Origin of the sequence: Alcanivorax borkumensis SK2, from assembly GCF_000009365.1 — a bacterium.
Lineage (GTDB): Bacteria > Pseudomonadota > Gammaproteobacteria > Pseudomonadales > Alcanivoracaceae > Alcanivorax > Alcanivorax borkumensis.
This window is the reverse complement of the sequence record NC_008260.1, coordinates 2,624,211-2,637,138: the sequence shown is the minus strand read 5'-3', so window position 1 is coordinate 2,637,138 and position 12,928 is coordinate 2,624,211. Positions and strand designations below refer to the sequence as shown.

The 12,928-nt window shown below is 53.4% G+C and carries 10 protein-coding genes; 7 read left to right on the top strand and 3 right to left on the bottom strand.

The features are described 5' to 3' along the window. The first annotated feature begins 314 nt into the window (after positions 1–314). The 5 genes from ABO_RS11855 to ABO_RS11840 all read left to right on the top strand — a co-directional run bounded on the left by ABO_RS11855 (position 315) and on the right by ABO_RS11840 (position 3,863). Positions 315–773, top strand: a complete 459-nt coding sequence (locus tag ABO_RS11855; protein ID WP_011589585.1) for a hypothetical protein — start codon at positions 315–317, stop codon at positions 771–773. Between the two features lie 99 nt (positions 774–872). Continuing rightward, positions 873–1,163 carry a hypothetical protein gene (locus ABO_RS14305; protein WP_148201520.1) on the top strand — a complete coding sequence of 97 codons (291 nt, stop codon included), beginning with the start codon at positions 873–875 and terminating at the stop codon, positions 1,161–1,163. Between the two features lie 38 nt (positions 1,164–1,201). After that, positions 1,202–1,768: a hypothetical protein gene (locus ABO_RS14420; protein ID WP_011589583.1), complete on the top strand. Its 567-nt coding sequence runs from the start codon at positions 1,202–1,204 to the stop codon at positions 1,766–1,768. Positions 1,769–1,857: 89 nt separating this feature from the next. After that, positions 1,858–3,258 (top strand): KAP family P-loop NTPase fold protein, encoded by a 1,401-nt coding sequence (locus tag ABO_RS11845; protein WP_041705081.1) that lies wholly within the window; start codon positions 1,858–1,860, stop codon positions 3,256–3,258. Between the two features lie 77 nt (positions 3,259–3,335). After that, positions 3,336–3,863 (top strand): hypothetical protein, encoded by a 528-nt coding sequence (locus tag ABO_RS11840; protein WP_011589581.1) that lies wholly within the window; start codon positions 3,336–3,338, stop codon positions 3,861–3,863. Positions 3,864–4,292: 429 nt separating this feature from the next. Here ABO_RS11840 and argA read toward each other — a convergent pair whose 3' ends face one another. From argA to ABO_RS11825, 3 genes are all read right to left on the bottom strand, one after another. Next, positions 4,293–5,621, bottom strand: coding sequence for an amino-acid N-acetyltransferase (gene argA / locus ABO_RS11835; RefSeq protein ID WP_011589580.1), 1,329 nt, complete (start codon positions 5,619–5,621; stop codon positions 4,293–4,295). 134 nt (positions 5,622–5,755) lie between these two features. Then, positions 5,756–7,024 (bottom strand): inorganic phosphate transporter, encoded by a 1,269-nt coding sequence (locus ABO_RS11830; protein WP_011589579.1) that lies wholly within the window; start codon positions 7,022–7,024, stop codon positions 5,756–5,758. Positions 7,025–7,034: 10 nt separating this feature from the next. Next, positions 7,035–7,715 carry a TIGR00153 family protein gene (locus ABO_RS11825; protein WP_011589578.1) on the bottom strand — a complete coding sequence of 227 codons (681 nt, stop codon included), beginning with the start codon at positions 7,713–7,715 and terminating at the stop codon, positions 7,035–7,037. Positions 7,716–8,016: 301 nt separating this feature from the next. Here ABO_RS11825 and ABO_RS11820 point away from each other — a divergent pair, with 301 nt between their 5' ends. Beyond that, entirely contained in the window at positions 8,017–9,828 is a 1,812-nt protein-coding gene (locus tag ABO_RS11820) for a GspE/PulE family protein (RefSeq protein WP_011589577.1), read from the top strand. Between the two features lie 205 nt (positions 9,829–10,033). Then, on the top strand, positions 10,034–12,898 hold the full coding sequence (glnE, locus tag ABO_RS11815; protein WP_011589576.1) for a bifunctional [glutamate--ammonia ligase]-adenylyl-L-tyrosine phosphorylase/[glutamate--ammonia-ligase] adenylyltransferase: 2,865 nt from the start codon (positions 10,034–10,036) through the stop codon (positions 12,896–12,898). The last annotated feature ends 30 nt before the right edge of the window (positions 12,899–12,928 follow it).

The following is a 12,928-nucleotide window of genomic DNA, read 5'->3' as shown; positions in this document are numbered from 1 at the left end:
GCGTTTTCCTTCCCCATAGCAGGCTGGGGCTATGGGAACCCGTGCTCAACAGAACGGGGCGCAAATGCGTGTAGGCGAGAGCTTAAAACTCGCTAAGTCGTTGATCGTTGGTTCAGGTTGAGACTTAAATGTGCCTGAACTCCCCGGAAATAGGCCGCTCGTTCGAGTTTTGTCAGATGGGAAAGGTTCTCACTTTTTGGGTAAGTTGCTAAAGGTTATGGGTTTATCGGAATTATATGCGGTGGCCGGCTAAGAAATATGTCGAAAAAAGATATGTCGAAACGTTCGACTGAATACGCTGTTAGGTTTCGAAAATGTCTCCTTTAGATTTCTACATCGGCTTGGCAATTACCAACATCGTTGTTCTTGGTGGTTGGGCTTTCTCAATTGTCCAGAACAAAGTAGCACTTCGTCGTGAGCGACGCGTATCTCAATTGGCTGCTGCCTACGATACCTTTGTCCGTGTAGGAATAGATGGTGGTCGGCCTGTTCGCATAAATGCGGCTGGGGAGCTCGACGATTACACCCGGGAATTTGAACACGCTGTTGCAACGGTGCATCTCTATGGAACAGAGGAGGAGGCGGAGCTTACAAATATTTTTGTTAGGCAACTTACCGGAAAAAATCATTACAGTGCGGATGACCTCGTCAATGCTCTGCGGAACGATATAAGAAAAGAGATGGGAATGGCTGCGCTCAAGCATGCACCAACATATTTAAAGCAAACTATTACTGATAATCGGGTTCGCCCCACGAATGAAGCCAAAACCTAACAAATTGTTGTAGTTCGTTCCGGCCTGCGGCCTCCACCGGACGCCCTTGAGGGGGCGCCGCTAAACAAAAGCGTTATGTTTCCAAGAGGTAGTGTGTCAATGGAACTAAGAATAGATAGATTTGTATGGGTGCTAGCATGCAGTTTATGCACTGTTGCTACAGCCTTTCTATTTGTTCCAGATTTGGCCAATATCTATTTTTCATACGGATGCTACTTTGTTTATTTGGCTTTTTTTGTCGGCTTAATGGCAATTTCTTTAACTTGGTATCGTTCATATAAGTTAAAAGGTTGGCGTAATCACGTAATGGCTTTAATAAAAACGATTGTTCTTATAGGCATTTTTACTTCAACATTTATAATATTGATTGTTACACATAGTGGTATTTAAAATTAAAAACATAACAAACAGCTCCACCGGACTCCGTAATGTTTGCACCTTTCCTGCAAAAACACGCAGCAAAGTCGCCAACATTACTACGCGCGGTGAGCTGGGCGTTAAGAGGTATCCGTTTGTCTTATCCAGACGTGAGCTTTCTCAAAGATCCTTTAAGCCATATAACTAGGTTGGAGAGAAGAAACCTCATTCTAGCTTCTTCAGCAGGTTTTCTTATAACGAAGGCGAACCTCGTACCAAGGGAGATTTCTGCGCTAGGAATTAGCTTGTCAGCACCTGAGCAGGGGGTTTTTCTCTTCTTTGTCAGTGGAATGATAATCTACTTTTGGGTGGCCTTCGTGGCTTTTGGATTGTCTGATTTTTTTATTTGGCGCAAGGCTTATCAAGATTATTTGGAAGAACGTGAGGCTAGCATAGAGTCAGAATCCGAAGAATCAAATATGGCTTTTGAAATGTCGGGTCTGCCAAGCCTTGCCTGGCTATACAAAAAAGCAGGGTTGTTGTCATTCTTTAGGGCTGTTGTGGAATATTTATTTCCGCTGATATTTGGGTTTTATGTGGCAGTATTGGGGTTGCTGGGTTGGTTTTGCTCCTCTTAACAAGCGGCGGCAGGCGGATCAAATTTGCGCTCGTTCCTCGCTGCAATTTGCCCGCTGCGCCGGGCGTTAGCAGTCAAAGGGAAGATCGAGTGATACTAAAAAGTCGTGACATTGAAATTATTGAAGATGATCCATATCGAAATGACGCACTGAGTCGCAAGGAGAGTGGAGAGGCGCTAACAGAGTTCGTATTGTCTGCAAATGACTCGGTGGTAGTTTGTATTGATGCTCCATGGGGACAAGGAAAGACAACTTTCCTTAGAATGTGGGAGCAGCATTTAAAGAACAACGAAATACCAACGATCTATTTCAATGCTTGGGAAAGTGATTTTTCTGATGATGCTCTTGTATGTCTTATAGGGGAGATAAGTGCATCGATCACTGAACTATCAAAAACTGGTGACGAGTCAAAAGCCAGAGAATACCTTGGCAAAACTAAAGATATCGGTGTTGCACTTTTAAAGCGTTCAGTTCCCGTAGCGGCCAAGTTGGCAACGGCTGGCGCTCTGGATCTTGATAAGGTAACTGAACAGGCTCTTGCAGGTTTAGCCGAATCGATAGCGAAAGAACAGCTAGAAAAATACGAAAACTCTAAGAAGTCCATAAAGTCATTTCGGGAGGCCATATCCCAGTTAGCAAATAGTATAACTGACCCAGACAACCCTAAACCATTGGTGTTTATTATCGATGAACTTGATCGTTGCAGGCCAAACTTTGCAATTGAAATTTTGGAAAAAGCAAAACACTTCTTCAGCGTGGAGAACATCGTCTTTGTTCTCGGTGCGGACAAAAGTCAACTAGGTTCATCCATTAAAGCAATTTATGGTGAAGGACTGAATGTAGATGGCTACTTGCGAAGGTTTATGGACTTTGACTATGTTCTTCCTCCGCCTGACAAAGGGCTTTTTGTAAAAGCCTTGTTCAAGAAATATTCATTTAATGAGTATTTTTCAAAGAAGAATGCAAGAGGTGTTCAATACGAAGGAGAGCAGTCTTTAGCGATGTTCTCAGAGTTATTTGAGTTGTATGGTTTAACGCTACGTGAGCAGGAGCACTGCTGTTCGCTTCTTAGTCTTTCCATAAGAACAACACCTGAAAACTATAAATTGTTCCCACTTTTTCTTTGTTTTCTTATTGTATTGAAAGTCAAATCGCCCGATTTGTACAAGGAATTGATTGCTGATGAGATCACTGTTTTTGAACTGCTGGAACGGTTTAAGACAAAACCTGGTGCCACCGATTTGCTTTTGAATAATTATGGTACAGCGCTAGAGGCATACATTGTCACTTGTAAGTCACATAGTCATAGTTACGATGAAATATCGAATAAGTATCAAAGGGTAATAGATTCCGGTTCTTCAAGCGAAGAAGAGAAACGACGTGCTCACAGAATATTGGAAATCATCAGAGATATTGACTGGAACGGGGGCATTGGCTCTTTAGGTTATTTGCTAAAGAAAATTGAAATTGCTTCTCGATTTGAGGCGTGAGCTGCTAACAAGCGCGTCAATTAGGACGCTCGCAAGCTCGCATCTATTACGCGAGCGTTATACGATAAGGAAGGCCAGTGGCAGAATCTAGAAGCCTAGAAGTGTTTAAGGGAATTAGAGAAGCCCAACAAAAGCTTGATTATTTTCTACTGGGTCTAGTATCTGCTTTGTTCGCGTATGTTGGTGGTCAGTACAAACCTATGCCAATAAGCTTCTCTCAAAATACCATCGAACTGATCTCTTTAGCTCTTTTTTTTATTTCAATCATTGCTGGGTTCAAGCGGTTAGATCTTAATATATCAATCATGAAACTCAATTTTCAAATGCTGGATATGGGTGAAAAGAAAGGCGCTCTTAATCAGGCTCAGTCTATGCCAGGCCAGGTTCTAAATACGGATACTGGTGAAGTATTGGGCAGAAATGAAGCTGCATATACTCTGCAGCTTATTGAAGAGAATACCTCGAAAGTAAAAACTAATTTGGATAAGCTTTCTAATTACTCTAGTGCAACTTTCGTCGTCAGAAATTGGGCTTTAATTTTAGGCTTCTTGGCCCTTGGCTTTTCCAAAGTTCTGGGTGTATATGTTGTATCAACAATCGTATAACAAGCACCAGCACTCGGAAAATGTAGTTCCCCCGTTTTAGTGGACACCTTCTCCTAACCAGAGGAGGTGGCATATGCCCCAATACAAAAATCCGAGAAAGACTTGGCAGTATTCGACAGACTTTAAAGTAAAGGCCGTTGAGCTTAGCTGTCAGGAAGGGGTTCAGGTTCAGTAAGTGGCGGCTGGGTTGGATCATCCACCCGATGATGCTTTCGAGGTGGCGCAAAGCCTGCCCCCGAAATTTTTTGGCTAAAGCTGCAGGCTTGGTGTAGATGTGTCCATGCTTCCAATCGCAGATGGCATCACATTGGTCCGGAAGTTGTGACGCCACGAATGAACAAAACCTAACAAAGGGCTACAGGCGACTCAAAAACGCTGGCGTGTTTTGGGGGCGGCTGAGGCCAAGCGCTAGAAATCTGGCCATAACCTTCAAAGCCCCTTCACAAACACCTTTGAATTCCGCTGCCAGTTATACAGCGATTGCCTGGCTCCCGGCAGGGCTTCTACTCCCGCTGCCTCAAACCCCTGTTGCTGAAACCAGTGCGCGGTGAGGGTGGTGAGCACGAATAGGCTGTGCAGCCCCTGTTCCCGTGCCCGCCGTTCCAGATAGCCAAGAACCTGTGCGCCCCGTTCACCTTTGCGGTAGCTGGAATGAACGGCGACACAGGCCAGTTCGCCGGTCTTTTCTTCGGGGAAGGGATAGAGGGCCGCGCAGGCGATAACCATGCCGTCGCGTTCGATGATGGCGAAGCGCTGAATTTCGTTTTCCAGTAGCTCCCGTGAGCGGCGCACCAGGGTGCCGTCTTCTTCCAGTGGTTCGATCAGTTCGAGAATGCCGCCCACGTCTTCAATGCGCGCGCCACGGAGGGTTTCGTAGGTTTCCCTAGTAACCAGGGTGCCGCAGCCGTCGCGGGTGAACAGTTCTTTGATTAGTGCGCCATCTACCTGGGCATCGAGCAGGTGCGCCCGAGCCACGCCGTTACTGGCGGCATGGCAGGCGGCGGTGAGCTGCCGGTCTACACCATTGTTTTCGTATTGGTCGCCGGCCAGCAGTTTGCCGGCTTGCTGGGGGCTGAGTTCGCGCACCAGGTGGCCTTGCGGGTCGGCGAGACGCAGGTGTTCGCCCATGATGATGAGCTTGTCGGCGCCCAGGGCGATGGCGGCAGTGGAGGCCACTTCTTCTGCGTTCACGTTGAACAGTTCGCCGGTGGGCGAGCCGCCCACCGGCGAGAGCAGCACCACGTTACCGTTGCCCAGTTGCTGGCGAATGGCGTCTACGTCGATGCGCCGCACTTCACCGGTGTGCTGGTAGTCGAAGCCACCACGCACGCCTACCGGTTTGGCCACTACGAAGTTGCCGCTAATTAACCGGATGCTGGCGTTATGCATGGGGGAGTTAGCCAGCCCCATGGAGAACAAGCCTTCCAGTTTCAGGCGCAATGCGCCCACCGCCGCCACGACGCTATCCAGCGCGGCACTGTCGGTGATGCGCATGTGTTGCTCAAAGGTGGATTCAATGTCGGATTCTGCCAGCCGGGCAGAAATTTGTGGCCTGGCGCCATGCACCAGCACCAGTTTGATTCCCAGGCTATTCAGCAGGGCCAGATCGTGAATCAGGGTAGGCAGGCGCGGGCCGTCCAGCAGTTCCCCAGACAACATGACCACAAAGGTTCGGCCCCGATGCGCATTGATATACGGGGACGAATTGCGGAACCAGTGAACCTGGCTGTCGGTGTTCGGGGCTGCGCTGGTGGACACGGGCGTCTCGGCTCTAAGTGATTGATTGGCCAGTATAGCGAGCAGATTGTGCCGGATACTAGATGCGGGGCGTATGAGCCCACACAAAAAAACCGCCCGGAGGGCGGCTTTTCTGTGTGCGTGAAGCCTTTTTGCTATGCCCCAAACAGCCCTTTGAAGAAATAGAAGAACAGGATGGAGAGCAGCGCACCGGCGGGCAGGGTGACGACCCAAGAGGTGAAGATGGTGCTGATTACACGCAGGTTCAGAGAGCCAATGCCGCGGGCCATGCCGACGCCCAAGACCGCGCCCACCAGGGTGTGAGTGGTGGAAATGGGCAGGCCGGTGCTGGAGGCCAGCACCACGGTGGTGGCGGCGCCCAGCTCGGCGGCGAAGCCACGGGATGGGGTGAGCTCGGTAATCTTTTTGCCTACAGTGGCCATCACTCGGGCGCCGAAAATCGCTAGCCCAAAGACGATACCCATGGCCCCGACCAAAAGAATCCAGCTGGGCATTTCTGCTTTGGCGCCGATTTCGCCGCCGGACGCCAGTACGCTGTTGATGGCGGCCAGCGGGCCGACGGCGTTGGCTACATCGTTGGAGCCGTGGGCAAACGCCATGGCGCAGGCGGTGAAGATCATGAGTACCGCAAACACGCGCTCCACAGAGCTGAACCGGAAGTCTTTATCGGCTTCTGGGTCTGGTTCAACCCGACTCAGGAAGAAGCTTCCCAGTGCCATAACAACCGCGCCACCCAGCAGGGCCCACAGGAAACTGTGGAAGAAACTCAGTTCCAGACCGACGTGTTTCAACCCTTTGACCATGGTGACCATGGAAATAACAAAGCCCACCAAGAACATGTAGAAAGGGACGACTTTCTTGGCGCGTTCGAAGGGGTCGTCGTGGTTCAGTACCAACCGTTGCACGCTACGGATTAGGGCAAAGGAAATGATCCCGGCCAGCAGGGGCGAGGTGACCCAGCTAGCGACGATGGAGCCCACCTTGCCCCAGTGCACCGCGTCCATGCCCAAGCCTACGGCGGCAAAGCCGACGATGGCACCGACGATGGAATGGGTGGTGGAGACCGGCCAACCGAACCAGGACGCCACCATCAACCAGATACCGGCGGCCAGCAATGCGGACATCATGCCGTAGACCAAGTATTGCGGGGCGTGGGAGAAGGCATCCGCATCGATGATGCCCTTGCGGATGGTGGCGGTGACTTCGCCGCCGGCCAGGTAGGCCCCGGCAAATTCAAAGATAATGGCGATGATAACCGCCTGCTTCACGGTGAGGGCCTTGGCTCCCACCGAGGTCCCCATGGCGTTGGCCACATCGTTGGCGCCAACGCCCCAGGCCATTAGGAACCCGAAGGCGCCCGCCAGCAGCAGCATGAAATAGCTATGCTCTAGCATCCACTCCATAAGAACTCTCCTAGCGTGCGACCAACATCTGCAGGCGGCCGCCCACTTTCTGGGCGCGATCGGCGAGATCGCCCACCCATTCGATGATCTTGTAGAGGAAGATGACGTCCACTGGTGATAGCTCGGTTTCCAGCTTGAACAGTGTGGCGCGAATGGTGACCTGTTGATCGTCGTTGGCCCGTTCCAGGCGGTCCAGTTCTTCGATCAGGTCTTCTATCATGCGAATTTCACGGCCACTGAAGCCGGTTTCGATAAGCTCATCCAGTTCGTTGATGGCTTTTTGGGCTTGGGCGGAGGTGTCGATGGCACCTTGTACATAGGCTTGCATTACGTCGGCCAAAACGGGAGGAATGGTCATCTGCCGGCCAAGCATGAGCCCGGAAATATCCTTAGCCTTATTCGCGACCTTGTCCTGCACGCTGATCAGTTCGAGCAGATCGGTGCGGGGCATGGGCAGAAATAGACTTTTGGGCAGGCTGAGACGGAACTCTTTTTTCAGCTCGTCGGCCTGGTTTTCCAGGTCGGCAATTCGCTGGCGAGCGGCGCGTGCCTTGTCCCAGTCGTTGGTCGTCACGGCGGCGAAGAAGTCCGCCAGCGTGCGTGCGCAGTCGTGGACGGTATCGTAGTGTTTTTGCAGGGGCTTGATTGGTGAGCGGCCGAAGAGGCCGGCAATGGAGCTTCCAAAGGACATAGGCGCCTCGGGTCCAAGGGTTAGGGTTGGGAGCAGCTGCCCATCATGCCGCTATTCGCTGCTGGCGGGTAGCCGCGGCAAGACGGTGACAACGGTGTCGCCGTTCCGGCACTAATTGGGTCGCGAGTATAGAGAAAGCAGGCGGGGCTGTCAGGGGGTCAATGTTAGGGGTACAGTAAAGATGCTGATGGGTTGCCACGGCCTACGCCAGAATAATGAGATGGCTCGGCTTGCCACAGATGGTGTTTTGCCGTGTGGCGCAGGCCAATAGAGCCCCGGGTAGAGTTGGAGAGTATAGAAAGTGAAGAAAGTGACGGTTAGCGCTCCTGGGGATGCCCCCAAGCTGGACGGCCTTCTGGTTGATGTGCGCTGGTTGATGCGTGAATTGCTGGATGAAGGGCGCGTCAGTCAGGAGGACTTTAACGTGATCTCCACGACGCCGCGGGAAAAGAAAGAATTGAATTGGCACCCTATTCAGGTGCTGGCTAAGTACCGCCTTACCGATCGCACCAATACCCACCAGCTTTTGGATGTGGACTTTCTGACTCATTGGCTGTCAGAAAAAAGCGGCTTGCCGGTGTACAGCATTGATCCGCTTAAAGTGCATGTGGATCAGGTGACCAATGTAATGAGTTACGCCTTCGCTGAACGCCACGGTATTGTGGCGGTGGAGGTGCATCGCGATAAGGTGGTGGTGGCCTGCGACCAGCCGTTCGTGCGCGGCTGGCAGCCGCATTTGCAACAGGTGCTGCGCGATCGTGAGCTGGAAGTGGTGTTGGTTAATCCGGAGCAAATGCGCCGCTACCGGATTGAGTTCTATAACCTGAGCCGCTCCATTGCGGGGGCGACCGGCAACACCGGGCAGGAAATGTCGGGCATTACCAACTTCGAGCAGCTACTCGAAGTGGGCAAAGGGCACCACGATGCGGACGACCAGCATATCGTTAACATTGTGGACTGGATTCTGCAGTATGCGTTTTCCCAGCGCGCCAGCGATATCCACCTGGAGCCACGCCGGGAAACCGGCAAGATGCGCTTTCGCATTGATGGTGTGCTGCATGATGTGTATGAATTGCCGGCGGCCATTATGGCGGCGGTGACTAGCCGGCTAAAGATTCTTAGCCGTTTAAATGTGGCGGAAAAGCGTAAACCCCAGGATGGTCGCTTAAAGACCAAATCGCCGGAAGGGGATGAGATTGAGCTGCGGATTTCTACTCTGCCCACCGCGTTCGGTGAAAAGATGGTGATGCGGGTATTCGACCCGGATGTGTTGGTGCGTAGCTTCGAGCAATTGGGTTTTAGCAAGGAGGATCACGATACCTGGCACCAGATGACCAGCCACCCCCATGGCATTATTTTTGTCACCGGCCCCACCGGGTCGGGGAAAACCACCACGCTGTATTCTACGCTCAAGCAGTTGGCCACCAGCGAAGTGAATGTTTGCACCATCGAAGACCCCATCGAAATGGTGGAGTCCAGTTTTAACCAGATGCAAATTCAGGCCAATATTGATGTGGACTTTGCCCAAGGCGTGAAGGCCATGCTGCGCCAAGACCCGGATATCATCATGATTGGTGAGATTCGCGACTTGCAGACTGCGGACATGGCCATTCAGGCTGCCCTCACCGGCCACCTGGTGCTGTCGACCCTGCATACCAATGACGCGCCATCGTCCGTCACCCGGTTGATCGACCTAGGCGTGGCGCCTTATATGATTAGCGCCACGGTGCTGGGTGTGATGGCGCAACGGCTGGTGCGAACGCTGTGCCCGAACTGCAAGACGGCCACCGAAACCGACCCGCAAGCCTGGGAGGAGCTGGTTCGTCCTTTCAAGATGAAGATGCCGGCAACGCTGTATCAGCCGGTGGGTTGCTTGGAATGTCGAGGGACTGGGTATCGAGGCCGGATGGGGGTGTATGAAACCATGCCCCTGCGCACTACCCTGAAAAACCACATCACCCGTGGCGCCGACCTGGAAACCCTGACCCGGGCCTCACTCAAAGAAGGCATGAAACCCCTGCGAATCAGTGGCGCCATAAAAGTGGCCAAGGGGCTGACGACCATTGAAGAGGTTATGCGGGTGACGCCCTCCCACGATATTTTGATGGGGTAGCGCTGCATCAATCGCGGCAGCAATAAGGAGAGCGCGCGGGCGAGAATGTTCTGGGTTTGCCCTGAGGGGCCCAAGTTCCAGCGCTGGGCTCCGTTGGTTGTCCTGTCTTCAACGCCATTTTTTCGTGTCGCGGTTTGACGCTTGCAGCGTATCGCTTGGTTCTGCCGCTTGTAGCTTTGCCTTTGCCGTACGACAATAGCCGCCCATGAGTGAACCCCAATACGATTCTCTGCCGGATGAACTGTCGGTGCTGGTTAGTCAGCACTGGCAGCATTTTATTGAATCTGGACACCGTATCCCCGATGCCTTGTTGGTCGATCTGCCCCGTGTGTGGGCAGGATCGGACTATGTTGCTGCTCAGTTTCAGCGAGATCCGGGGCTGGGGGAGTGGCTGCAGGCCAGTGATCTAACCCAAGCTCTGGCGCCTGCGTCCTTGAAAGAAGAAGTGCGCGCGCTGTTGGCTGAATGTGATGATGAAGACAGCCTCAAGCGGGCCCTGCGCCGTTTGCGTCACCGCCACATGGTGCGCATTATTTGGCGGGACCTGGCCAGGATAGGCGATTACCACAGTGCCGTGGCCGACTTGTCGCTGCTGGCCGATACGCTCATTGATGAAGCGCTGACCGTATTGTATGGCTGGGCCTGTGAGCGTTGCGGCACCCCGCTGGGGCCGGATGGCACGCCGGTCCGGCTGGTGGTGCTGGCCATGGGCAAGCTGGGCGCTCACGAGTTGAATTTGTCTTCCGATATCGACCTGATTTTTGCCTACGAGCACGAGGGTGAAATCGAAGGTGAACGCCGGGCGCTAACCCACCACCAATTCTTTGTGCGTTTGGGCCAGCAGTTAATTAAGGCGCTGGATCAGACAACCGCAGACGGCTTCGTTTTCCGGGTGGATATGCGTCTGCGCCCTTGGGGCAAGAGCGGTGTTTTGGCCATCGGCTTCGATGCCATGGAGGGTTACTACGAAACCCAGGGCCGCGAATGGGAGCGCTATGCGCTGATCAAGATGCGCCCGATGGCGGGCGATTTGGAGGCCGGCGGCCGCTTGATCAAACGCTTAAACCCCTTTGTCTATCGTCGTTATATCGACTACGGCGCGTTCCAGTCCCTGCGAGAAATGAAATCCCTGATCGAGAGGGAAGTGAATCGTAAGGGGATGCAGGCGGATGTGAAGCTGGGTGCAGGCGGCATTCGTGAAGTGGAATTTATTGTTCAGGCATTCCAGCTGATTCGCGGTGGCCAGTTGCCTGATCTACGTGAGCCGAATTTAATCAAAGTGCTGCCACAGCTGGTGGCGCTGGAGCTGTTGCCCGAAGATGTGGCCGACGAGTTGACTGAGGCGTATCTGTTTCTGCGCGATGTGGAGCATCGTTTGCAGGCGGTGGCGGATAAGCAGACTCAGCGGCTGCCCGATGATGAGCTGGGCTGGCAGCGCTTGACCTATGCCATGGGCTTTTCTGCTCGGGCAGCGTTTGAGCGCAAGCTGCGTCGCTACCGGGAAAGTGTGCGCCATCATTTTAGCCAAGTGATTGCCGACCCGGAACAGGAAACCGATGCTGCCCAAGGTGCTGATCAAGAGCTGCTCGATTTGTGGTTGGGGGCGTTGGATGAGGATGCAGCGCAGGCTCAACTCAGTGCTATCGGGGTGCTGGATGCTCAGGCTGTGTACGCTAGGCTGAGCGACTTCCGCGATAGCCGAGCGGTGGAGAATATGCAGGCCATCAGCCGGCAGCGGCTGGATCGGTTGATGCCATTAATGCTCGAAGCGCTGGGTTACCAGGGGCACGGTGATACGACAGCGGGGCGCTTGATCGCTTTTGTGGAGGCGGTGCTGCGCCGCAGCGCCTACATAGCCTTGTTGGTGGAAAACCCCAGCGCATTGACACAGCTTGTGAAACTGTCCGGTGCTAGCCCTTGGATTGCCGAGCGGCTTACCCGTCACCCTGTATTGCTCGACGAGCTTCTCGATGTACGCACCCTCTACTCGCCACCGGAGCGGGCGGAGTTGGATGACGAGCTGCGTCAGCAGCTGCTGCGGGTGGCTGAGGACGATTTGGAACAGCAGATGGAAGTGCTGCGTAACTTCAAGCAGGCCCATCTGTTGCGGGTAGCGGCGTCGGAAGTCACCGAAGTATTGCCGTTGATGAAAGTGAGTGATTACCTGACTTGGCTGGCCGAAAGCATTCTTAACCAGGTGGTGATGTTGGCCTGGGAGCCGATGGTGGAGCGCCATGGCCGCCCATCACGCGATGATGGCCAGCCCTGTAGCCCGGATTTTGTGGTGGTGGGCTATGGCAAGCTGGGGGGCATTGAGCTGGGGCACAATTCCGATTTGGACCTGGTGTTTTTGCATGATGCCGCCAGTGGCGGCATGACTGACGGTGAAAAGCCCGTCTCCAACGAGCAGTTTTATGCCCGCCTGGGGCAGCGCATTGTGCATATCATTAGCACGCGGACCATGAGTGGCCAGCTTTATGAGGTGGATACTCGTTTGCGCCCGTCCGGCAGCGCCGGCTTGTTGGTCAGCTCCATGGATGCGTTTGAAAAATATCAGCGTAATGATGCGTGGACCTGGGAGCATCAAGCACTGGTTCGCGCGCGCGTGGTGGCTGGCTGCAACCGTGCCCGGGAACGCTTTAATGATATTCGCCATCAGGTGCTGTGTGATCCTCGCCCCAAAGACAAGCTTCGCGAGGACGTATTGGCCATGCGCAGCAAAATGGTCAATCACCTAGCCGATAAACGCTCGGACACTTTTCACCTCAAGCAGGATCCTGGTGGTATCGTTGATATCGAATTTATGGTGCAATACGGGGTTCTGAGATGGGCCTCCTCCCACGGTGAACTCACCCGCTTCACCGATAATGTGCGCTTGCTGGAAACACTGGCCGCACTGGACATTATGTCGGCTCAGGATGCCGGCCTGCTGCGGGAAGCCTACCTGGCTTACCGGTCCGCGGCTCATCGCGCCTCGTTGCGCAAAGAGAAATCCATTGTCGACGACACTCAATTCCGCGATTTGCGTGAAGGCGTGCGAACGATCTGGAAGCATTGGTTCGACCTGTAGGGCGTTCGCTCAAAGGTCCTTAGTTCTGGG